This window comes from Ktedonobacter sp. SOSP1-52, from assembly GCF_016587395.1.
Genome location: NZ_BNJH01000003.1, coordinates 1,055,573 through 1,077,215, shown reverse-complemented (window position 1 = coordinate 1,077,215; position 21,643 = coordinate 1,055,573). Strand labels below are relative to the sequence as shown.

19 protein-coding genes and 1 riboswitch are annotated in these 21,643 nt (G+C 56.1%); of the genes, 17 read left to right on the top strand and 2 right to left on the bottom strand.

Annotated elements, in window-relative coordinates; all coding sequences use genetic code 11:
* Positions 1–36: 36 nt before the first annotated feature.
* The 10 genes from trpE (at position 37) to JMJ16_RS30075 (ending at position 11,111) form a co-directional block, all read left to right on the top strand.
* The gene (gene trpE, locus JMJ16_RS30120; RefSeq protein ID WP_201387598.1) at positions 37–1,647 is read left to right on the top strand and encodes an anthranilate synthase component I; all 1,611 of its coding nucleotides are present in this window, start codon (positions 37–39) and stop codon (positions 1,645–1,647) included.
* 1 nt (position 1,648) lies between these two features.
* Positions 1,649–2,212, top strand: a complete 564-nt coding sequence (locus tag JMJ16_RS30115) for an aminodeoxychorismate/anthranilate synthase component II (protein WP_201371701.1) — start codon at positions 1,649–1,651, stop codon at positions 2,210–2,212.
* A gap of 51 nt (positions 2,213–2,263) precedes the next feature.
* Complete coding sequence (trpD, locus tag JMJ16_RS30110; RefSeq protein WP_201387596.1) at positions 2,264–3,307, top strand: anthranilate phosphoribosyltransferase; 1,044 nt, start codon at positions 2,264–2,266, stop codon at positions 3,305–3,307.
* Between the two features lie 4 nt (positions 3,308–3,311).
* Positions 3,312–4,748: a bifunctional indole-3-glycerol-phosphate synthase TrpC/phosphoribosylanthranilate isomerase TrpF gene (gene trpCF, locus JMJ16_RS30105; protein WP_201387594.1), complete on the top strand. Its 1,437-nt coding sequence runs from the start codon at positions 3,312–3,314 to the stop codon at positions 4,746–4,748.
* 38 nt (positions 4,749–4,786) lie between these two features.
* The gene (gene trpB, locus JMJ16_RS30100) at positions 4,787–6,025 is read left to right on the top strand and encodes a tryptophan synthase subunit beta (RefSeq protein WP_201387592.1); all 1,239 of its coding nucleotides are present in this window, start codon (positions 4,787–4,789) and stop codon (positions 6,023–6,025) included.
* A gap of 22 nt (positions 6,026–6,047) precedes the next feature.
* Positions 6,048–6,779, top strand: a complete 732-nt coding sequence (locus tag JMJ16_RS30095; RefSeq protein WP_201387590.1) for a B3/4 domain-containing protein — start codon at positions 6,048–6,050, stop codon at positions 6,777–6,779.
* 3 nt (positions 6,780–6,782) lie between these two features.
* Positions 6,783–7,637: a tryptophan synthase subunit alpha gene (gene trpA / locus JMJ16_RS30090; protein ID WP_201387588.1), complete on the top strand. Its 855-nt coding sequence runs from the start codon at positions 6,783–6,785 to the stop codon at positions 7,635–7,637.
* A 341-nt stretch (positions 7,638–7,978) separates the two neighbouring features.
* Complete coding sequence (gene aroH / locus JMJ16_RS30085) at positions 7,979–8,350, top strand: chorismate mutase (RefSeq protein ID WP_201379249.1); 372 nt, start codon at positions 7,979–7,981, stop codon at positions 8,348–8,350.
* A 249-nt stretch (positions 8,351–8,599) separates the two neighbouring features.
* On the top strand, positions 8,600–9,679 hold the full coding sequence (gene aroF, locus JMJ16_RS30080; protein WP_201387585.1) for a 3-deoxy-7-phosphoheptulonate synthase: 1,080 nt from the start codon (positions 8,600–8,602) through the stop codon (positions 9,677–9,679).
* 120 nt (positions 9,680–9,799) lie between these two features.
* Positions 9,800–9,893, top strand: a riboswitch (ZMP/ZTP riboswitch).
* 48 nt (positions 9,894–9,941) lie between these two features.
* Positions 9,942–11,111, top strand: a complete 1,170-nt coding sequence (locus JMJ16_RS30075; RefSeq protein ID WP_201387583.1) for an alanine--glyoxylate aminotransferase family protein — start codon at positions 9,942–9,944, stop codon at positions 11,109–11,111.
* Positions 11,112–11,165: 54 nt separating this feature from the next.
* Here JMJ16_RS30075 and JMJ16_RS30070 read toward each other — a convergent pair whose 3' ends face one another.
* Positions 11,166–11,666 carry a 6-pyruvoyl tetrahydropterin synthase family protein gene (locus tag JMJ16_RS30070; protein WP_201387581.1) on the bottom strand — a complete coding sequence of 167 codons (501 nt, stop codon included), beginning with the start codon at positions 11,664–11,666 and terminating at the stop codon, positions 11,166–11,168.
* 237 nt (positions 11,667–11,903) lie between these two features.
* Here JMJ16_RS30070 and JMJ16_RS30065 point away from each other — a divergent pair, with 237 nt between their 5' ends.
* The gene (locus JMJ16_RS30065; RefSeq protein WP_201387579.1) at positions 11,904–12,227 is read left to right on the top strand and encodes an SCP2 sterol-binding domain-containing protein; all 324 of its coding nucleotides are present in this window, start codon (positions 11,904–11,906) and stop codon (positions 12,225–12,227) included.
* A 303-nt stretch (positions 12,228–12,530) separates the two neighbouring features.
* Positions 12,531–13,007, top strand: coding sequence for a helix-turn-helix domain-containing protein (locus tag JMJ16_RS30060; protein ID WP_007905702.1), 477 nt, complete (start codon positions 12,531–12,533; stop codon positions 13,005–13,007).
* Positions 13,008–13,166: 159 nt separating this feature from the next.
* Here JMJ16_RS30060 and JMJ16_RS30055 read toward each other — a convergent pair whose 3' ends face one another.
* The gene (locus JMJ16_RS30055; protein WP_201387576.1) at positions 13,167–14,339 is read right to left on the bottom strand and encodes a DUF1786 domain-containing protein; all 1,173 of its coding nucleotides are present in this window, start codon (positions 14,337–14,339) and stop codon (positions 13,167–13,169) included.
* Between the two features lie 529 nt (positions 14,340–14,868).
* Here JMJ16_RS30055 and JMJ16_RS30050 point away from each other — a divergent pair.
* The 5 genes from JMJ16_RS30050 (at position 14,869) to JMJ16_RS30030 (ending at position 21,549) form a co-directional block, all read left to right on the top strand.
* Positions 14,869–15,294, top strand: a complete 426-nt coding sequence (locus tag JMJ16_RS30050; protein WP_201387575.1) for a hypothetical protein — start codon at positions 14,869–14,871, stop codon at positions 15,292–15,294.
* Between the two features lie 174 nt (positions 15,295–15,468).
* On the top strand, positions 15,469–17,355 hold the full coding sequence (locus tag JMJ16_RS30045; RefSeq protein WP_201387573.1) for a glycoside hydrolase family 15 protein: 1,887 nt from the start codon (positions 15,469–15,471) through the stop codon (positions 17,353–17,355).
* 278 nt (positions 17,356–17,633) lie between these two features.
* Positions 17,634–19,481, top strand: coding sequence for a translational GTPase TypA (gene typA / locus JMJ16_RS30040; protein WP_201389184.1), 1,848 nt, complete (start codon positions 17,634–17,636; stop codon positions 19,479–19,481).
* A gap of 166 nt (positions 19,482–19,647) precedes the next feature.
* Entirely contained in the window at positions 19,648–20,193 is a 546-nt protein-coding gene (locus JMJ16_RS30035) for an acyl-CoA thioesterase (RefSeq protein ID WP_007905712.1), read from the top strand.
* Between the two features lie 195 nt (positions 20,194–20,388).
* A complete protein-coding gene (locus JMJ16_RS30030; protein ID WP_201387571.1) occupies positions 20,389–21,549 on the top strand; it encodes a hypothetical protein in 1,161 nt (386 codons plus the stop codon).
* The last annotated feature ends 94 nt before the right edge of the window (positions 21,550–21,643 follow it).

Genomic DNA, 21,643 nt, shown 5'->3' with positions numbered 1-21,643 from the left:
AGAAGCCCCGCCAGAACAGAGAGAAGGATTTTGAGCATGCTATACTCGCCATCGCTCGCCGAAATTCAAAGGCTGTATGACATAGAGACGGGTAGTCAGGTTGTCAGAAAGAGCAGACCCATACTGCCCCTCTATTGTGACATCCTGGCCGACATGGAGACCCCTGTTTCCGCGTATTGCAAAACGGCCCAGAATCCCTATAGCTTTCTCCTCGAAAGCGTCACCGGGGGAGAGCAAGTCGCACGCTATTCATTCATCGGCATTGACCCCTACATGGTCATGGTGCACCGCGAAGAGACCGCGACCCTGCTCAAGATGAGCAAGAATGAGCGGGGTGAGGTCAACACACGCCGAGAAGAGGTTCCCTGCCACGATCCCCTGACCCTGATTGAGCAGGAGTTGGGGCAGTACCGACTGGTCTTGCCGCCCGACATGGCGCCCAACGAACTGCCCAAATTCTTCGGTGGCAGCGTCGGCTACCTCTCCTATGAGGCGGCCTCGCGCTTTGAGCGCGTGCCCGTACCCGCGAAAAACACACTTGATCTGCCCCTGTCGGTGATTATTTTTACGGAGACAGTGCTGGTCTTTGACCATGTCAAGCAGCGCGTGCGCGTGATCACGCACCTGCACCTGGATGCGCCAGACCTGCAAGCCGAATACCAGCGGGCCAGTGCCATCCTTGAGGATGTGCAGCAGCGCCTGCGCCAGCCGGTACGCATTCCCCTGCCAGAGCCGGAGAAGTTGGAACATAAATCCGAGCCCTGGGCCTCCAATCGCACGCAGGAGGAGTACGAGGAGATGGTACGCCGCTCGATTGAATATATCAAAGCGGGCGACGCCTTCCAGATCGTACCCTCGCAACGCTTCAGCCGCCGCATCACGGCTGACCCCTTTACGGTCTACCGGGCGCTGCGAGCCATCAATCCCTCGCCCTATATGTTCTACCTCGACCTGCAAGACTTCTATGTGGTGGGAGCATCGCCAGAGCTACTGGTGCGCTACGAAGACGAGGAGGTCACGATTCGACCTATCGCGGGCACACGACCGCGAGGCGGAGACTACCTCAGTGATCAGCAACTGGCCGACGAGTTGCGCCAGGATCCCAAGGAGCAGGCGGAGCACGTCATGCTGGTGGACCTGGGGCGCAACGATGTGGGACGCGTAAGCGAGCCTGGCAGCGTCAAGGTCGATGAATTCCTGACCATTGAGCGCTATTCGCATGTCATGCACCTGGTCTCAAACGTCACAGGCAAGCTGAGAGAGAATGTCTCGCCATTTGAGGCCCTGCGCGCGGGCTTCCCGGCAGGAACGGTGTCGGGCGCGCCCAAGATTCGCGCCATGGAGATCATCAGCGAGCTGGAGGGCGACCAGCGCGGACTTTATGCGGGCGCGGTTGGCTACTTTAGCCATAACGGGAACCAGGAGACGGCCATAGCCCTGCGCACCATGGTAATCAAAGATAGTGTGGCCTATGTGCAGGCTGGTGGTGGCGTCGTCGCCGACTCGGACCCAACCAAGGAATACCAGGAGAGTATCAACAAGGCCCGCGCCCAGATGCGCGCCGTAGACGAGGCCGAGAACATTACGCGCGAATATCTCCAGGCGCATGCCGCCACGGTCGCGCTACCCAGCGGGAAGGACCAATAAGATGTTGCTGCTCATCGATAACTACGACAGCTTTACTTACAACCTCTACCAGTACCTGGCAGAGCTAGGCGCGGAGGTCCTCGTCAAGCGCAATGACCAGATCACGCTTGACGAGATCGAGGAGCTCCATCCCGAGCGCATCGTCATCTCGCCGGGACCCTGCACACCAAATGAGGCGGGCATCTCGTGCCAGGTGATCGAGCGCTTTGGCGCGCGCACACCGCTACTGGGCGTCTGCCTGGGGCACCAGGCCATTGGACAGGTATATGGTGGGCGCGTTATTCGCGCGCCAGAGCCGGTGCATGGGAAGACGGCCCTCATCTATCACGATAACCAGGGCGTCTTTCAAGAACTGCCAAAACCCTTTGAGGCCACACGCTACCATAGCCTCATCGTCGAGCGTGAGACCTTGCCAGAGGCGCTGGAGATCACGGCCCAGACGGAGGACGGCCTGATTATGGGATTGCGCCACCGCGAGTATCCCGTGGAGGGCGTCCAGTTTCACCCCGAATCTATCATCACAACAGCAGGCAAAGAGTTGTTACGCAATTTTTTAACCCGGTAAGGATGCCTGGGGCACGAGGCCGACAGGCAGAAAACGAGGAGGGAGCGAGCAATGATACGAGAGGCTATCGGGCATATCGCCAGCGGCGGTACCCTGAACGAGGATGAAGCCGCCGAAGTCATGGAAGAACTGATGACGGGAGTCGCCACGCCCTCCCAGATGGGCGCGTTCCTGGCCGTATTGCGTATACGCCCCGGTGGTGAGACCATTGAAGAGATAGCGGGCATGGCACGCGTTATGCGCGATAAGGCCGTCCAGGTCCATCTCGACGAGCAGAGCCAGGGACGAGCACTCGACACCTGTGGCACAGGAGGTGATCAGGCAGGAACCTTCAATGTCTCCACGAGCGCGGGCCTCATTGCAGCAGCTGCGGGAGCCAGAGTCGCCAAACACGGCGGCCGCTCGGCAACCAGCCATTGCGGCAGCGCGGACGTGCTGGAGGCCATGGGTATGAAGATTGATCTGGGGCCGCAGGAGGTTGCGCGCTGCGTCCAGGAAGTCGGCTTCGGCTTTATGTTTTCCCCAGTCTACCATCCTGCCATGAAATATATTGGTCCGACCCGGCGTGAGATCGGCGTCCGTACCATCTTCAACATTCTTGGTCCGCTCACCAACCCGGCGCACACCAGCTACCAAGTTCTGGGCGTGCCTGATCGCAGCTTGATGCGTAAGATGGGCGAGGTGCTGTTACGCCTGGGCTGTCAACACGCCTTGCTTGTACACGGGGCTGATGGCCTGGATGAATGCTCGCTCAGCGCGCCAACCTATGTCTGTGAGATACGCCGGGGGGCCGAGCCACGTGAATATAGCATCAGGCCGGAGGAGTTTGGCCTGCCGCTTATCAGTGACCGCGCCGCATTCAAAGGTGGGAACGCCACTGAGAGCGCGGAGTTACTGCGCACACTGCTGAGCAGCTACAACGACAACCCGAAGACGCATATGCTCTGCCTGAACGCGGGGGCCGCGCTCTACGCCAATGATCTTGTGCCTTCGATCCATGAAGGCATCAAACTAGCCCAGTCCACACTGCGCGAGGGTAAAGCCAAGCGCACCCTCGCCGATGTTATAGAGTGTACACAGTCGATTGCCAGGTAAAAATATGTTTCTTGATCGCATCGTCACACAAACGCGTCTCGACCTCGAAGTGCGTAAACACGAGGTACCACTAGAGGAGCTACAACGGCAAGCCAGGGCGCAGGAGCCGCCACGCGACTTCGCGAGGGCTTTCGAGCCACGTTCAGAGGTGCACTTGATCGCGGAGGTGAAGCGCGCCTCGCCCTCGAAGGGCATGCTCATCCATGATTTTACGGATGCCACTCCTGTAGAGTTGGCTCGAACCTATGAAGCCAATGGGGCAGCGGTCATCTCAGTCCTTACCGAGCCGCATTTCTTCCTGGGTTCGCCCGCGTATTTACAGGCTATCAAGCAGGCCGTGAAGATCCCGGTGCTACGCAAAGATTTTATCGTCGATGACTACCAGGTGTACGAGGCACGTGCCTGGGGCGCGGACGCCATCTTGCTTATCTGCGCGCTGCTAGATGATACTCAGCTACGCCACCTGCTGGAGCTGGCACGCTCCCTGCACATGGAGTGCCTGGTCGAGGCGCACAGCGAGGAAGAGGTGCGGCGCGCCGTCGAGGCAGGGGCTATGGTTATTGGGGTCAATAGCCGCGACCTGGTGACCTTTAAAATGCACCCGGATCTCATTCGCGATATGCGCCAACAGATTCCCGCCGACCGCGTTGTTATCGCCGAGAGTGGCATTCATAACGAGGGGGATGCCCGGCGCCTGGCGCGCTACGATGTCCAGGGCATGCTCGTTGGCGAATCCCTGGTCGTCTCAAAAAATATATCAGGGCAGATCCAGAGTCTTCTGCGAGGGGCAAACGCGAGCACGCAGGTCAAGATCTGTGGCCTACGCCAGGCGGAGCATATTACCACGGCCATTGAGGCAGGCGCGGACCTGCTCGGCTTCATTTTTCATGAGCCAAGCCACCGCTATATTGAGCCCGCGCACGTACGCGAGATCGTAGCGAGCAGCAGCTACGCTCAGCGCCTGGAGAAGGGGCAACGCGTGCCCGACCTCGTTGGGGTCTTCGTCAATAAGGAGGCCAGCTTTATCAACGACGTTGCGGAGGAGGCTGGCTTGCAATATGTACAGCTTCATGGGAATGAGAGACCCGAGTTCTGCCAGCGTATCAAGAGACCCGTCATCAAAGCATTGAGCCTGCGTACGAAGGACGACCTGGCGAGGTTGCAGGATTATCGCGAGGTTGCGTGGCGGCTCCTGCTAGACACGCCAACACCACAGTGGGGCGGAACAGGCGAGGTCTCGAACTGGCAACTGGCCCGCCAGGCAGCACAGGGGCAACGCATCTTCCTGGCGGGCGGTTTGACACCTGAGAACGTCAGCGAGGCCCTTAAACAGGTTCAGCCCTGGGGCGTCGATGTCAGCAGCGGCGTCGAAAGCGAGAAACAGAAAGATCCCGAGAAAATTCAGCGCTTCCTGAGCCAGGTACGCACCAGCCAGGGCTAAGCACGTAATTCTGGAACGACTAGAAAGAGATAATACGCATGCAAGCACAAGAGGAAAAGACGCCACAGTATCAGCACCAGCGCTATCCCGATCAGCGGGGACGCTTTGGCGAATATGGCGGCCAGTTTATCCCTGAGAGCCTCTCCACGGCCTTTGCCGAGCTGGAAGCAGCCTATGAGGAGGCACGCAAAGATCCAGCCTTCCAGGCCGAGCTAGAGGCGTACCTGCGGCACTATGTGGGTCGTCCCACACCACTCTACTACGTCCCTCGCTTCTCAAAGCTCGTCGCACCAGATGTCAAGGTCTATCTCAAGCGCGAGGACCTGGCGCATACGGGCGCACATAAGATCAACAACGCCCTGGGGCAGGCGCTCCTGGCGAAGCGCATGGGCAAGCAGCGTATTATCGCGGAGACGGGCGCGGGCCAGCACGGCGTTGCCACGGCCACGGTCTGCGCCATGTTGGGGCTAGAGTGCATCATCTACATGGGGTCCGTCGATATCGAGCGACAATCGCTCAACGTCTTTCGCATGAAGCTCCTGGGGGCCGAGGTACGCTCAGTCGATACTGGCTCGCGCACACTGAAAGATGCCATTAATGAAGCTTTCCGCGATTGGGTAGCCAATGCCGAGAGCACCTTCTACCTCTTTGGCACCGCCGCAGGCCCCCATCCCTATCCTCTCATCGTGCGCGACTTCCAATCTGTTATCGGTACTGAGGCGCGCGAGCAGATTCAAGATTTTGAGGGACGGCTCCCCGACATGATCCTGGCCTGTGTGGGAGGCGGCAGCAACGCCATAGGCATCTTCTACCCCTTCGCCGATGCCAGCGAGGTCAAGTTAATCGGCGTGGAGGCCGGTGGGCGCAGCATGGAGCAGGGAGAACACGCGGCCACACTCGTCGCGGGAACGCCGGGTGTGCTACATGGAGCTATGAGCTACCTACTCCAGAATGAGGATGGACAGGTCTTTGACACACACAGCATCTCGGCAGGCCTGGACTATCCCGGCGTCGGCCCAGAGCATAGCTATATGAAAGACAGCGGGCGTGCCACCTATGGAGCCGCCAGCGACGCCACGGCATTGCGCGGCCTACAAGAGTTGAGCCGGACCGAGGGCATTATTCCGGCACTGGAGTCATCGCACGCGCTTGGCTACTTGCTAGAGATGGGAGAGCGCGGCGAGATCGCCCCTGGTTCACTGATCCTCGTCAATCTCTCCGGGCGTGGTGACAAGGATATGATCACCGTCGCGAAGGCGCTGAACGTAAGCCTGTAGAAACAGAAGGGAAAAGGACGACATGATGTCATTTGGCTACAGCGCGGATCTACTGGCGCGCTATCCCCAGGTAGTTGGGGGCGTGATTCTGGCACACGGGTTGCGCAACGGCCCCACTCCTGAAGGGTTGCGTGATGCCTATCTCAACGAGCAGCAGGCGGTCATCCAACGCATTGGCAAGACGCCGCTCAGCCAGTTGCCATCCCTGGCGGCCTGGCGTGGTGCCTTTCGTGGCTTTGGTGTTGAGCCTACGCAGTACCGCAGCGCCGCCGAGGCCTTGTTGCGCCGCCTGACCAAGAAGGGAGATATTCCCTGCATCAATACAATGGTGGATATCGGCAACCTGGTCAGCATCCGCTATGGCCTGCCGGTCGCGGTCTTTGATATTCAGTCCATCACCGGCAAGGTCACGGTCCACTTCGCGGATGGCAGCGAGCGCTACATCCTGCTGGGCGCAGACGAAGTCGAGCATCCGGAGGTAGGCGAGGTCGTATTCTCGGATGAGCAGGGCCTGGTCATCGCGAGACGCTGGTGCTGGCGCCAGAGCGAGCCAAGCGCAGCCCAGGAGAGCACGACCAGCGCCATCATTACCATTGAGGCGCATCATGCCGAGGGGCGAGCAGACATTGAGCAGGCCCTGGCAGAGCTTCAGGAGCTACTACGCACTTACGCGGCAGGAGACGAAACACGGCTCACCGCAACTATCCTGGACGCCAGCCATTCCAGGATAACGGACGAAGCAAACGAGGAGTGATTTATGGAGAGACGACAGGAAACCATCGCGTCGCCAGCGGCGCGCATCACGCACGTCTTTGAGCGCGCCAGAGAGGAGGGGCGGGGCGTACTAATCCCCTACTTTATGTGTGGTTATCCCAACGAAGAGCAGAGCGTGCGCGTTATCCAGGCGGCCATAGAGGGAGGTGCAGACATCATTGAGCTAGGATTGCCCTTCAGCGACCCCCTGGCCGATGGCGCAACCATCCAGCACGCAGGGCACGTCGCCCTCGAACGCGGGATGTCGATTCGCGGCTGCATGCGCATCGCGGAACGCATCTCCGCTCAAAGCGAGACGCCGCTTGTCTTTATGGGCTACTACAACCCGATTCTGGCCTATGGGCTGGAGAGCTTCTGTGCCGAGGCGCGCCAGCATGGGGTTTGTGGTATCATCGTACCAGACCTCCCCCCAGACGAAGCAGAACCGTTGCGCGAGGCCGCAACCCGGCATGGTCTCGCTCTTATCTTCCTCATCCCGCCAACCATCAAGGATAAGCGCATGGAGCGGGTCGTCGAACTGGTCGCGCAGGGACCAGGCGGATTTGTCTACTGCGTCTCTTTGAGTGGCGTCACCGGCGCACGCACAGAGCTACCAGCGCATCTGCAGAGCTTTATCGCGCGCATCCGGCGCTATACCGAGCCCAAACAGGTACCTATCGCAGTCGGCTTTGGTCTCTCGACTCCTGAGCATATCGCGCAGATCAGTCGCTTAGCCGATGGAGCGGTCGTTGGTAGTGCGTTGGTCAACCTGATCGACCGCACTAGCGAAGAGGAGCAACCTGGGGCAGTCAAAAGCTATATCCAGAGTCTGCACCAGGGAACCAGGAGTAATCAGTAAGATCTTATTCCGAACCCCAACGCCACTGGCGTGTCTAGCGCTTCCCCCATTCGGGGACAAGCGCGCTCAGGGTTTTCGGAGAAGTAGTAAGGGATATTTGCCTAGAGGAACTGGGCAAAATAGGAAAGAGAAAAAGGGAGGGAATGTGATTGTAGGCGTGGTATATGCTGGCCCGCTACTGGCGTACACGGCTACTTGCATATACCACGCCTACAACAGTAGCATCGTGGGCTGGAAGAACCTTGCCTTCATCCCTTACAATGGAGACACTTTCGTTCTTGCTTACCAGTGCTTCTGGTCGAGAAGGGCGAGTATTTAACCGGTAAAGGGGTGAAAGCATAGTGGTCTACTGTCGAGGAATACGTGGCGCAACAACGGTCAAGAACAACACTGAGGAAGAGATCTGTAGGGCAACCAGAGAGCTGTTGGAGCATCTCGTCAGCGAGAATGAGCTTCAGCTTGAAGACATCGCCAGCGCGCTCTTCACGCTGACCGAAGATCTTGATGCCTGCTTCCCTGCGAAAGCGGCACGCGAGATCGGTTGGACCGAGGTACCGCTGATGTGCGCACGCGAGATTCCCGTGCCTGAGAGCCTGGGAATGTGCATCCGCGTGCTGCTGCATGTCAACAGCACGCGCAGCAACGCCGAGATGCGTCACGTGTATTTGCACGAAGCTATCCGCCTGCGCCCAAGCTACGGTCTACACAAATAGGGCGTGTAGGCTGAATAGAGGTCCAGGCAGGCTCAAGTTATTGTTATTCATCACCGACAGAGAAAAGCAGGTTGGTGACAAAGATCTTATTCCGAAACCCAACCCCATTCGGGGGCAAGCACGCTCAGGGATTTCGGAAAAGAAGTAAGTTGTATCGACCCGGCAATTATGACAAGGTGGTCACGGTGGCCGGAGCGCGAGCGCTGTTTGCTCGTACTCAATTGTTTGCGAGAAGAAGGAGAAGGACTCATGATTGTCGTTATGAAGGCGCATAGTAATAACGAAGAGATACAGCACGTATTGAAATTTTTGCAGAACCACGGACTTTCGGGACACCTCTCACAGGGTGTCGAGCGCACCGTTATTGGTGTGCTGGGGCAAACCAGCAACGCGGGCCTGCCCAGTGGCATCGGCGGCATCACTCCGGGCCTGGAGGACTCTCTCGAGGGTCTGCCCGGCGTAGACAATGTCCTACGCGTCTCCAAGCCATACAAGCTTGCCAGCCGCGAGTTTCACCCTGAGAATACCACGGTCGAGGTACCCGTGGCCTGTGTCGACGGTGGCAGCGTCACAATTGGCGGCAAAGACGTCGTCATGATGGCGGGTCCCTGCACCGTTGAGACGGAGACACAGTTGATGACTGCCGCCGAGGCCGTGCGCAAGGCTGGAGCCGTCATCCTGCGTGGTGGTGCCTTCAAGCCCTCAACCTCCCCCTACGGCTTCCGTGGCCTGGGTGAGAAGGGCCTTCAGTTGCTGGCGAAGGCGCGCAACGAGTTCGGCATGGCCGTGATTACCGAGGTCATGACTCCATCTGATGTAGCCATGGTCTGCGAGTACGCTGACATTCTCCAGATCGGTACGCGTAACATGCAGAACTACATGCTCCTGGACGAGATTGGGCGCACCAACAAGCCCGTCGTACTGAAGCGTGGCATGTCGGCGACCATCGAAGAGTGGCTGCTGGCCGCTGAATACGTGCTCTCACAGGGCAATAAAAACGTTATCCTCTGTGAGCGCGGCATCCGTACCTTCGAGAAGGCGACCCGCAACACGATGGACATCAGCGCCATCCCCGTCGCGAAGACACTCTCGCACCTGCCGATCATCTCAGATCCCAGCCAGGGCACGGGTCATCGTCACCTGGTGGGGCCGATGACGCTGGCCTCTATCGCCGCGGGAACCGACGCCCTCCTGATCGAGGTACACCCCAATCCCGACGAGGCGCTGAAGGATGGCGCGCAGTCGTTGACCATTCAGCAGTTCAACGAACTGATGCCACAGGCGCAGGCAGTGGCGCACGCCATCGGCCGCGACTTCATTACACGCTAGGCGCGACAAAAGCTCCAGGGCTGCATGAGACGGGTTCTCATCTTGAGGACCTGACTCACACAGCCCCTGGAAAAATGCAGAATATCTGGTATACTGGAAGAAGAAAGTAGACACATTCCGTGTTCTCTCGGTAACTGGCGCGTACGTGGATTACCACGGGGAAGCCTGGAGAACAGTTTAATTTATGTATCAGCCGCTCGCCTGGGCTGGGCACCAGATTGATGGTGCCTTTTTTGTTTGCTGAAACGAGGGAGAGATACACATGCTCAAAGAGAAAGTTGCCCTACATCTAGCAGGCCCCACGCCTGTTCCCCCGCAGGTTGCCGCCGCCATGACCATGCCCATGATCAATCACCGCAGCGAAAAGTTTAGCGTGCTGGCAAAAGACGTTGCCAGTAAGCTCCAGGCGCTTTTCCGCACGCAGGAGCAGGTCTACGTCCTGGCAAGCTCGGGTAGTAGTGGCTGGGAGACCGCGATGGTCAACTTTGTGCCCGCAGGCGCCAAGGTGCTCAACGTCGTGATTGGCGATTTTGGTGAGCGCTGGTCCAAGGCCAACGCGGAGTTGGGCTATGCTGTCGAGCACCTGGACTACGAGCCAGGAACCGCCGCCAAGCCAGCCGAGGTTGCCGAGGTGCTCAGCAAGCACCAGGGCAGCATCAAAGCCGTCTGCCTGCAACATAATGAGACCAGTACAGGCGTCTTTAATCCCGTGAAAGAGATCGCCGCCGAGGCCGCAAAACATGGCGCGCTCGTCCTCGTCGATGGCGTCTCCAGCGTAGGCGCACTTCCACTGCACATGGATGAGTGGGGCGTAGACGTCGCCTTCACCGGCTCACAGAAAACCCTGATGTGCCCTCCCGGTATGATGATCATCGCCGCGAGCAAGCGAGCATGGGCCCAGGCGGAAGAGGCGCATACGCCCAAGTTCTACTTCAGCCTGAAGGAATATCGCAAGAGCTACGACAAGGGTCAGACCCCACAAACGCCCCCCATCTCGCTCTACTATGGCCTGCAAGCCGCGCTGAACATGCTGGCAGAAGAGGGCTGGGAGCAGGTACAGGAGCGCCATCACCTCATGGGTGAGATGTGCCGCGCAGGCATCAAGGCCGCTGGACTCGACCTGTTGTGCACAGAAGAGCAGTTTGCCTCCGATACCCTGACCGCCGTCATGGTTCCAGAGGGCGTCGAGGCCGCGGCCTTCCTCAAGGTTGCGCGCGACACCTTCGGCGTCATCTATGCCGCGGGCCAGGGCAAAACCCTGAAAGAGCGCATCTTCCGTATCGGGCACATGGGCTATATAACCCCCAATGATGTCCTGGTCGCGCTAAGCGCTGTTGAGAACAGCCTGGCTTATCTCGGTTATAACATCCAGCCGGGCAAGGCGGTTGCCGCCGCCCAAGCCGTATGGCTCAAAGCCGTACGCCAGGGATAAGGAGAAAAACAGCGGGTGCGCTTTCGAGCGCACCCGCTGTTTTTCTCCTTATGGCTACTCGTTAAGCGAGAGTTTATAGTAAGCCATCTGTGTGGGGGCCTCTTCGACGCCGACCATAATAGAGGAGAGGTTAGAGGTGTTAAAAGCCTGAAGTTCACGGCAGAGTTCGTTGCAAATATACTCGGCCAGGCGCTCGGCGGTCGAATTATCGATGGGTAGCTCCGCCACATCGGCGCGTGGGAAGATATAGCGCTTGCCAGCGAAATACACCTCCCACTCATCTTCGGTGGAGGCCAATTGCAGGTGCGGATTGTGGAGAGGCAGCAAGAAGCGGTGATCAAGGCGCTTGCAGATCTCCTTAGTCAAGCGTTTAAGTACAGTAAAATCAAAGACCAGCATATCCTCGCCCAGCGTCCCCTCAACCTCGACCAGGACACCATAATTATGGCCATGCAAGCGCTCACACTTGCCACCATAGGTGATAAAGTGGGCTGAGCTGAAATTGAGATAGCCGCCCTCGATTTTTACCTTGCGCGCAATCCGCTCACCGGACATGATAGGACCCCCTACTTCTTTCTACGACATCTTTTGTTCACGCCAACGATGTCTTGTTGCTGTCAGCATATCATTAGAGGACTTTGTATACAAGAGCCCGGCTCTATCCTGGAGACAAGCTTACAAGCCGAAAAGAGGAGAAGAGCGTATTCAACGGCGTTCTTGAAGGCATTAGCGTTTCTATGACTATACTATAGCCAGCAGGGAATTACCTGCTCGTATTCAAAGGAGAAAGAAATGACAGTAGCAGAAACATTCCAGGCCTTACAATCGCGCTTCAAGCCGGAAGGGGCAGCGGGACTCAACAAGACCTTTCAGTTTAATATCACTGGCGAGCAGGCCGGGTCGTACGCGGCGAAAATTGAGAACCAGACCTGCCAGTTGATTGAGGGCGGCGTCGAGAAGCCAGACGTGACTTTCACTATTAAGGATAGCGATTGGCTGGACATCGCGGCAGGAAAACTGGATGCAATGAACGCCTTTATGGCAGGCAAAGTCAAGCTGACTGGCGACATGATGCTGGCGATGCGCCTCCAGGGCCTATTTGACCTGGGTCGCTAAGATTTTTATTCCGGAACCCAACGTCGCTCTCGCGACTAGCGCTTCGCCCCCATTCGGGGATAAACGCTCAGGGTTTCGGATCAGTAGTAAGCGCTCTCTTCTCTACTGGGATGCGGAGATGAGCGAAATACTATCCCAAAGGCTAAGTTCTCCGCATTCTCTAGCGTTCCCTATTTTTGACTATTTGCAGAATTCTCAAGCTTGAACTACGATAAGCTCCTATGTTATACTCATTGTAACTAAGAATGTCTTTTGCCAGGCACTTTTTAACTCACGGCTGTACCCGTAGAAAGGCGTCCGACAATGGTCCTTAGGAGTAGCGATTTACATCGTAACCTACAGCATCTCAATGGCATGATGACAACTCACGAGGCGGCGAAACACCTCGATCTGAGCTATTGGCACTTTATGCACCTGGTTGAGGCAGGACGCATACCAGGAGTACGTGTCGTCGACCGATGGCTCTTCTCTCCGGACGACCTGAATGATTATCGACGTAGTCGTTATGGTCAATTGGAAGATATGGCTCGCCTGGCTCTTGATCACCCGGCCATAGGTCTGACTGAGAAGCAAGCAATAATATGCCAGTACATCGTTGCTAATGAACGCCCCTCTGAGATAGCGCGAAAACTCCAGCAGTCCCGCCAGGCCGTCCATTCACAGATATCGTTAATCCGCGAAAAAGTCACCCGTGTCCAAACCGCTGCCGATGTTCCTCTCAAGCCCCAACGCAGAACTCGTAACCGATCCCATTCCTCACCCCTCACGGCAAGCCTATGAATTAAGCACGCCCAAACGCTTCTTCCATATACACATAGAAAACACAACACCTGCACACGCTTGTCCAGGACAAAGGCTCAACACATAGACCAGGGCAAGCGAGAGAGGCGCACAATCCCAGGTTGGCAGGGCCGGGGAGCGTCTCAAACTGGATAGTATTCAGGACAGCTTGAAGGCAGGTAGTAGCGCTGGCTCAATGGCTGGAGCGAGCGCGGGATTGTTGTCCGCGAGCGCGCGTAAGAGGCCGAAGCAGCCAGTGATCATCATGTCCCCGTGAGGCGTACAGGCATAGGGCTTGAGTTCAGAGCCATCCAGCAGCGCCCTGCGCGGTCCCGTCACCGAGAGAAAGGGCAAGTCCCCACCTGGCTGAGTGCTTGTCTCATGCAAGCGTTTGATAATTAAGGCTCCATGGCCGCTATCCGCAAAGACCTCTTCATTAGTCAATGTGCCCTGGGCCAGTTTACGGAGCAGCTCTTCCAGGCGTGCGCGATCAATCTCCCCCGTGTGATGCTCAAAAATGCCCATGATCTCGCCATCGCGCAGGTGAAAGGCCAGGGTATGAAAATTGCCGATATTGCAGAGAATAGACTCACGCTGCTCGCGCACCCTGGCATCCTCGAGCGAACCCAGCGCCGCCGCCGAGCCGGTATCCATCAAGAGCAGAGGCGCGTCCGGGCGCGATCCGCTCAGACTTAAATAGCGCCTGGCGCTCTGCGCCACCGCATGGAGGCGCGTGAGTGAGGGCGGAATATCCTGGGCCAGGTAGGCAAAGGCGCTGGGGGAGGGACGACGCCGGACCGTCTCTGTAATAAAGTCAAAACGGAAACGCCGGTCGCTATATCCAGGAGGCGCGGCCCCGTGATCAAAGGCTGCCAGGGCAATGGCATCGACAGTGGGATCGACATCAAAGGCCGTAAAAGCCGTCAGAATAGCCTGGGCATTGAAGTCCTGCATCTCGATATGGACGGTATCATTTTGCGCGGCGCGACGCTCGGCCTCTTGATCATCAATGATCTCAAAACCCATGCGCTCGACGCCCGCCAGGTCATCATCAAAGGTGCGAGCAGCGTCAGGCGTGACAGCTACGGCGTAGCCCGCCAGCGCATGATCGCGAGCGGCCCAGTGACAGGGACCACCACCCATCGTAACACCCGTTAAGAGCAGGCGTTTTCCCACTTTTGTTGTCTGCTTGATGCGTTCCGCGATAATGACAGTGGGCGAGGGCATGACCAGCTTGAAGCAGTTCTCCATCTCTTTGCCACTCTCAAACAAAAGGATATCCTGGGTTCCGGTCCCAACATCAACGGCCAGGATACGTGTGGATGGCTGCATAGGGTATATTCTCCTTGCGTAAACTTAATAGTGCATCAATTTGGAGTATATCACCAGGACGATGGCTTTTCTGTCTAGCGGCGAGAGGAAGCCAAGCAAGCCTGGACCCTACAATTTGTTTATGGGAAGAGAGAGTTGCATTCGTCCAACGGCATAGCAGCAATCCATGGGGAACTTTTCTCCTGTCGATAACGTCATTACAAAGAGATCTGTAGGGGCCATGCTGGGGCATGGCCTTTGCACGCTGGCGAGAATGGTCCTACTTGGGGAGAAGTCCAAGCAAGCTTGGACCCTACAATTTGTTGGACACACCAATAAGTAATTCTATAGATAAACGACTTGACCAGGCCTTGCCTGCCTGCGATAACCTGATCCTGGAGAGGTGCAATTTATGTCAGTTCATCACATCAATACCCCTGGACATCGTTCCTTTTTACCAGGGAGGCGCGTATTATGGATAGGAGGCACAACCATAGTGCTCCTTCTAGTTATTATCGTTGCATCCATGAGTATAGGGAGAATAACAGCAATGTCGGCATTTGATACTACCTCCAAAGGACACGGCTCTGGCGCAGCGACTGGTGGCTCCCTGGCCACCATTACCAATTCTGGCTCGACCAATACTCCCGGCTATACGCTGGTGATTCATAGCGATGGCAGTGGCAGCCTGAGTTATACGCAGAAAGGCAAAACGCACTTCGGCACCTACCAGGATAAGACCTTTCCTGCTGGCACCTTCGCGACCCTGCAACTTCATACCGCATTGCAGGCAGTAGGCGACGTGAGCAAGATTCCCCAACGCGGTTGCCTGAAATCTGCCTCCTTCGGTACCTCAACTACGATTACCTACCAGGGCAAGACGAGCAGCGACCTCACCTGCCTGGGCAGCCAGGATGCCCGCTCACACCTGGACCTCAAAAATATGGTACAGCAAATACTCGCGAAGATTAAGTAGTTATATATAAGTTACGAATGAGAAAAGGGTGTGGTGGTGGTTGCGATCTGCAACCACCACCACACCCTTTTCTCCTATCAGAGATCAATACAGCCATACCAATATGTCTATTTGGTGATTGTTAATCGTATATCTCTAATAAGAGGTAGAAGAGATTGCTACGAAAGGATTTCTATGGCTATAGATTCGCAGCCCACGACCCTCAACCGCTCGGCAAATGGCTATCTGCCCATCGAAGACTACGCCATCATTGGTGACTTGCATACCGTGGCTCTGGTCGGCAAGAATGGTTCGATTGACTGGTGTTGCCTCCCTCGCTTCGACTCTCCTAGCATATTTGGCGCGCTGCTTGATACCCAGAAAGGCGGTCGCTTCCGCATCGCCCCCATCGAGACTCCTAACATGGGGCATAAGCAGATTTACCTGCCCGAGACCAACATCTTGATTACACGCTTTCTGACCATTGATGGCGTTGCTGAGATTACGGATTTTATGCCCATTAAACGCGGCAAACGCTCGCATCGCCAGCATCATATCGTGCGTTCGGTCTCCGTGGTGCGCGGCTCGCTTTCATTTGACATGGTCTGTCAGCCAGCCTTCAATTATGCTCGCGACGCCCATACATTGACATTCGCCGATGATAGGGAAGGCGTCATTTTTCATAGTCAGAGCATGTGCCTGGCGCTCGTATCCTCCGTTCCCTTGCAGACAAACGATGAGGGTGGCGTAGAAGCTCACTTTATATTGCACCAGGGGCAATCCGCACGCTTCATCCTCGAAAGCACCAATTGCGATGAGATCGCGCCCCAGGATCATTCGGAGGCGCACTATCGCGCCGAGTTCAACGAAACCATGGCCTACTGGCAGAGCTGGCTCGCCCAGTGCCAGTATCAAGGGCGCTGGCGCGAGATGGTGCAACGCTCGGCCCTCGTCCTGAAGCTGCTCACCTATGCTCCGACCGGGGCCATTGTCGCGGCCCCAACCACCAGCCTTCCCGAGACGCTGGGAGGCGCACGCAACTGGGACTATCGCTATACCTGGCTACGTGATGCCGCCTTCAGCCTCTATAGCCTGCTCACACTGGGTTTCACCCAGGAGGCCGAGGCCTTCATGGGCTGGCTCGACACACGCTGTCATGAACTCAAAAATAACGAGATGATGCTGCAACCGATGTATACCATCGATGGCAGACATGACCTGACCGAGCTTACCCTGGATCATCTCGAAGGCTACAAGAAGAGCAGCCCGGTACGCATTGGGAATGGGGCCTACTCACAGGTACAGCTCGACATCTATGGCGAACTAATGGATGCCATCTACATTTATAATCAGTACGCCTCAATCTCCTACGATCTATGGGAAAATTTGTGCCGTTTGCTCAATTGGCTAAAGGATAACTGGCAAAAGCCCGATGAAGGAATATGGGAGGTACGTGGTGGTCCCAAGCCCTTTGTGCATTCACGTCTGATGAGCTGGGTCGCCTTTGATCGTGGTCTACGCCTGGCTCGCCACCGGGGTTTACCCGCGCCCGTCGATACCTGGACACGCACAAGCGCCCAGATCTATCAAGAGATCATGAGCAAGGGATGGAATGAAAAAATTGGTAGCTTTGTTCAATACTATGGGAGTGATGCAGTAGACGCAAGCTCGCTGCTTATGGTCTTGACAAAGTTCGCGGGTCCGACTGATCCGCGCATCTTGAGCACGATTCAACGCATCCAGCGCGATTTGAGCAGTGACTCCCTGGTTCACCGCTATCATCCAAAGAAGGCCGCGCCCGATGGCCTGGGCAGCGCTGAGGGAACGTTTAGCCCATGTAGCTTCTGGATGGCGGAGACACTGGCACGGGCAGGTCGCGTCCAGGAAGCACGCCTGATGCTGGAGAAGATGTTGAGCTATGCAAACCATGTGGGACTCTACGCAGAAGAAATTGGTCCTACGGGTGAGGCGTTGGGAAACTTCCCCCAGGCCTTTACGCATCTTTCACTGATTACGGCCTGCTACAGCGTTGACCAGGCATTAAATAGAACGCATCCCGCGCAGTCACGCACGTTTTTCTAGGCCTATTCACTCCTGCGGCGCTCAAGAAGTGAAGTAGTGTATATGGAGGTGATTTGGGGCGGTACCGTCCGAAACCACCTCCATATACACTACCCATTAATTCACGCTTGCCTTGACGAAGGCGAGCGGAGTCGTTACAATGTAGCTTGGAATTGTCGGTCCATTTACTTGCTTGCTTTATCCACCGGGCGCCGTGGACGTCCCGGTTTTCTTTTGCCCCTTGAGGAGTTTACGCTATTACCATGCAAATTTCTGACGCTATCGATACCGAGACGACTATGGCAACCCCTGAAAAGACCCCAAATCAGCTAAAAGAACGAACCGACATCCGCAATGTAGCGATCATCGCTCACGTCGACCACGGCAAAACAACGCTTGTCGATGGCTTGCTCAAGCAGAGCCGCATCTTTCGCGAGAATCAGCAGGTCGGCGAACTGATTATGGACTCAAACGACCAGGAGCGCGAGCGTGGCATTACCATCCTGGCGAAGAATACCGCTGTAAGCTATCACGGTACCAAGATCAATATCATCGATACACCTGGACACGCCGACTTCGGTGGTGAGGTTGAGCGTGTACTGAACATGGCCGACGGTTGTATCCTGCTCGTTGACGCTGCTGAGGGCCCCATGCCTCAGACACGCTTCGTGCTGCAAAGAGCGCTAGAGCTTAATTTGAAGCCCATCGTAGTTATCAATAAAATCGACCGCAAAGACGCGCGTATCGACCAGGTCGTGGAATGGACGCAGGACCTCTTCCTGGAGCTAGCCAAGTCCGATGAGCAGCTCGACTTCCCCGTGCTCTATGCGATTGGACGCGAAGGTGTCGCCATGAGCAATCCCGATGATGAGCGCGTCAGTCTTGAGCCACTCTTCGAGACCATCATCAATACCATTCCAGCACCGAAGGTCGACATGGATTCGCCCTTCCAGATGCTGGTCACGGCCCTGGACTATGACGATTACAAGGGCAAGTACGCCATTGGACGTATCACACGTGGGCGTATCACCCCCAACAGTAGTGTGGCCCGCATTACACGCGATGGCGATGTGAGCCGCCAGAAGGTGAACCTGGTCTTTACCAACCGCGGCCTACAGCGAGTCGAGATCGACGAGGCCCAGGCGGGCGATATCATTGCTGTTACGGGCATCTCGGATGCCAACATTGGCGAGACGCTTGCCGATCCAGAGCAGCCAGAGGCCCTGCCGACCATCGCCATCTCAGAGCCAACTCTGAAGATGACCTTTGGCGTGAATACCAGCCCCTTTGCTGGACGCGAGGGTAAGTACCCCACATCGCGCCAGTTGCGTGCGCGCCTCTATCGCGAGTTGGAGGTCAACGTCAGCCTGCGCGTCGAGGACGGTAACTCTCCCGATGAGTTCATCGTCTCGGGTCGTGGCGAGCTGCACCTCTCCGTCTTGATCGAGTCCATGCGCCGTGAGGGCTACGAGTTCCAGGTCTCGCGTCCCGAGGTCATCACGCGCCAGGATGAGCATGGGCATACATTTGAGCCTTTTGAGCACCTGGTCATTGATACAAAGGACGAGTATATCGGCGCCCTGACCGAGGTCCTGGCCACACGTAAAGCCCAGCTATCGAACATGGCCAGCGACGGCTACGGCAATGTACGCATCGAGTACAAGATTCCAACCCGTGGCTTGATCGGCTTCCGCAATAGCTTCCTGACCTTGACCAAGGGTAACGGCGCTATGAGCAGCCTTCTGATCGGCTTCGAACCCTGGCTGGGTAAGATGGGTACCACACGCATGGGTGTCTTAATGGCCTCCGAGCTAGGAACCGCCGTCACCTATGGTTTGAACAATGCCCAGCAGCGCGGTGATACCTTCATCGAGCCGGGAACCCAGGTGTACGAGGGAATGATCATTGGCCTGAACACACGCCCCATGGACATGGTAGTCAACGTGTGTAAAGAGAAGCAGAAGACCAATATCCGCTCCTCCACATCTGACATCTCGGTACGCCTGACGCCGCCAATTCTGATGAGCCTGGAGCAGTCGCTGGACTTCATCAACAACGACGAACTGGTTGAAGTTACGCCGAAGAACATTCGCCTGCGCAAACGCTACCTGACCCAGAACGAGCGCTCACGCGCCCGCGAAGACTAGCTCAGAAGTAAGTCAGGCAACAAAAAACTTCCCGCGATCCTGTGGGAAGTTTTTTGTTGCCCTGGATAGAAATATGCAGCTAGCTACATATCTACAGCCTTGTTGGTGATGAGATAATAAAGTATATTGTTACACAAATATTGTTTGCCGGAGAGAGTCACAGCCAATGAATCCATTCGAGAGAATTGCTAATAGATATAAGAACTTACCCGAGGTTGACCTGACCCAGGGGCATAGCATCGCCTATTCACGCAGCACCACACGCCGCAACATGGAGCTGATCGACGCCAACAGCCAGGGCAACGTCCACGGCGGCGTGATCATGAGAATGGTAGACGAAGCCGCGGCCGTCGTCGCCATCAAGCACTGCCATCGTCCATACGTCGTGACGGCCAGAGTTGAGCGCTTCGACTTCCTGGCCCCCGCCTTCATTGGCGATGTGGTCACCGTGCATTGCGAGCTACACTACGCGGGACGCACCAGTATGGATGTCGGCGTCGAGGTCACAGCGGAGGACCTCATTACACGCGAGGTACGTAAGATCGCCAGCAGCAACGTCATCTACGTGGCGCTTGATGAGAACCGCAAGCCAACGCCCATTCCGCCCCTAGAGCCAGCGGACGACGAGGAGCGCGCCATTATCGAGCGCGCAAGTATACGCCGCCAGCATACTCAGAAACTAGAGCAGCTTCTCAAAGAGAATCCTTCCTAACAAGTAGCTCTAATAGAAAAGTAGGAAAGCGAGCGGGCCGCAAAATTCAATTTTGCGGCCCGCTCGCTTTCCTACTTTCACTTCATGGACATCACACCATCAACCCGAAATGACGTTATTTGCTTTCCGCTTTTGGCAATGAGCAGTGTATTGAAAAGATAGAGCACAATTTTGATGATGGTATGGGAGGAGAAGATGGAGGCACAGCAACTCAATAGAATGCTTACCAAGGCGCAGATCCTGGCGTTTCTGGGGCTGGATCATAAGCTCAAAGAATCTAAGGAACAGGTAATGGAACGGCTTATGAAGCTGATCGATGAGGATGCGACAGCATGGCAACGTTTGCTAGAAATGTATCCGGAGGAACTGGCGGTTGAGCCGGTAGAGGCGCAAACACTGCTTCAATGCACGCTTCTTGAGCGCCGCCGTTGGATTGAGGAAGGCAAACTACCAGTGCTCACCCATCGGCAATTTAGAAAAGCCGGACGTACACTTGACTACCCGGTGCATGACCGCCGCGTGATTCTGGCAATCACTCAGAAGGATGTAGCAAAATGGCGAGGCGAGCATACTACCCGCACAAAGCAAAATCGGCATGCGGGATCACAAAAGAGCGCCGAGAGCCGCAAGGAGCATCAACGCCTGCGGAAAGAACAGCAAGATGCCTGGCAGGCTTTAATAATGCAATGGCAGAGCCATGGATCAGCCGGGCTTGTTGCGACTCTGGAGCTAGCATACTGGACCGTCTGGAGTTCCCGCTGGGCCAAGGAGAATCAGCTCAAAAGCAGACGTGCCACCAAATATGCAACACGCTACCTGGAACAGAAAAATACCTGGTACCAACACAAAAATAAGGCTATGCGCCTGCTTGCCCAAACACCATATGCACGCCTCTCTTTTTATCGCCCACCAGAACCACATAAAATCTCGCTGCACCTCTGCAAAACTCATTATGAAGAGAAAAGAGAGGGATATTACGAGAACATCTGGGAGTACTTGAGTTTGAACACACAGGAGGTCAAAGCTTGCCTGCGTTGTCTCTACACCAAAGAGAAGGACTACTACTCGCTCTACTTGCTAGAGATTCAGACCGAGGCTATTCCAGATCTCGTCTTCTCCTTCCATATGCCCTATCCACTAGGCCAGAAGCATTTCCCAGCTCCTAGCACGCTACCGCGTGTCGCCCATGTTGAGCAAGAAGGCGTCTTTCGCTTTGGGCGCACATTGTATGAAGTTGAGAAGATTACGCATCGGGAAAAAGATGTGCAGACGCGCTTTGAAGAGGCACTATCTAGGCTTCAGGCATACTATCCAGCCCCAGGCACAGGAAATGGGACAAATGACACTCAGCAGTAGCGTTTACTGAACGTACAATGTTTTGTAACGTACTCATATGTTCATTATCCTGTTTTTTTAAGCATCAAGGCTATGGCCCCTTATAAAGAGAGAC

What these genes read in the sequence shown, in the direction of transcription:
- trpE (WP_201387598.1), top strand. Translation starts at nt 37, where the DNA reads ATGCTATACTCGCCATCGCTCGCCGAAATTCAAAGGCTGTATGACATA.
- JMJ16_RS30115 (WP_201371701.1), top strand. Translation starts at nt 1,649, where the DNA reads ATGTTGCTGCTCATCGATAACTACGACAGCTTTACTTACAACCTCTAC.
- trpD (WP_201387596.1), top strand. Translation starts at nt 2,264, where the DNA reads ATGATACGAGAGGCTATCGGGCATATCGCCAGCGGCGGTACCCTGAAC.
- trpCF (WP_201387594.1), top strand. Translation starts at nt 3,312, where the DNA reads ATGTTTCTTGATCGCATCGTCACACAAACGCGTCTCGACCTCGAAGTG.
- trpB (WP_201387592.1), top strand. Translation starts at nt 4,787, where the DNA reads ATGCAAGCACAAGAGGAAAAGACGCCACAGTATCAGCACCAGCGCTAT.
- JMJ16_RS30095 (WP_201387590.1), top strand. Translation starts at nt 6,048, where the DNA reads ATGATGTCATTTGGCTACAGCGCGGATCTACTGGCGCGCTATCCCCAG.
- trpA (WP_201387588.1), top strand. Translation starts at nt 6,783, where the DNA reads ATGGAGAGACGACAGGAAACCATCGCGTCGCCAGCGGCGCGCATCACG.
- aroF (WP_201387585.1), top strand. Translation starts at nt 8,600, where the DNA reads ATGATTGTCGTTATGAAGGCGCATAGTAATAACGAAGAGATACAGCAC.
- JMJ16_RS30075 (WP_201387583.1), top strand. Translation starts at nt 9,942, where the DNA reads ATGCTCAAAGAGAAAGTTGCCCTACATCTAGCAGGCCCCACGCCTGTT.
- JMJ16_RS30070 (WP_201387581.1), bottom strand. Translation starts at nt 11,666, where the DNA reads ATGTCCGGTGAGCGGATTGCGCGCAAGGTAAAAATCGAGGGCGGCTAT.
- JMJ16_RS30065 (WP_201387579.1), top strand. Translation starts at nt 11,904, where the DNA reads ATGACAGTAGCAGAAACATTCCAGGCCTTACAATCGCGCTTCAAGCCG.
- JMJ16_RS30060 (WP_007905702.1), top strand. Translation starts at nt 12,531, where the DNA reads ATGGTCCTTAGGAGTAGCGATTTACATCGTAACCTACAGCATCTCAAT.
- JMJ16_RS30055 (WP_201387576.1), bottom strand. Translation starts at nt 14,339, where the DNA reads ATGCAGCCATCCACACGTATCCTGGCCGTTGATGTTGGGACCGGAACC.
- JMJ16_RS30050 (WP_201387575.1), top strand. Translation starts at nt 14,869, where the DNA reads ATGTCGGCATTTGATACTACCTCCAAAGGACACGGCTCTGGCGCAGCG.
- JMJ16_RS30045 (WP_201387573.1), top strand. Translation starts at nt 15,469, where the DNA reads ATGGCTATAGATTCGCAGCCCACGACCCTCAACCGCTCGGCAAATGGC.
- typA (WP_201389184.1), top strand. Translation starts at nt 17,634, where the DNA reads ATGGCAACCCCTGAAAAGACCCCAAATCAGCTAAAAGAACGAACCGAC.
- JMJ16_RS30035 (WP_007905712.1), top strand. Translation starts at nt 19,648, where the DNA reads ATGAATCCATTCGAGAGAATTGCTAATAGATATAAGAACTTACCCGAG.
- JMJ16_RS30030 (WP_201387571.1), top strand. Translation starts at nt 20,389, where the DNA reads ATGGAGGCACAGCAACTCAATAGAATGCTTACCAAGGCGCAGATCCTG.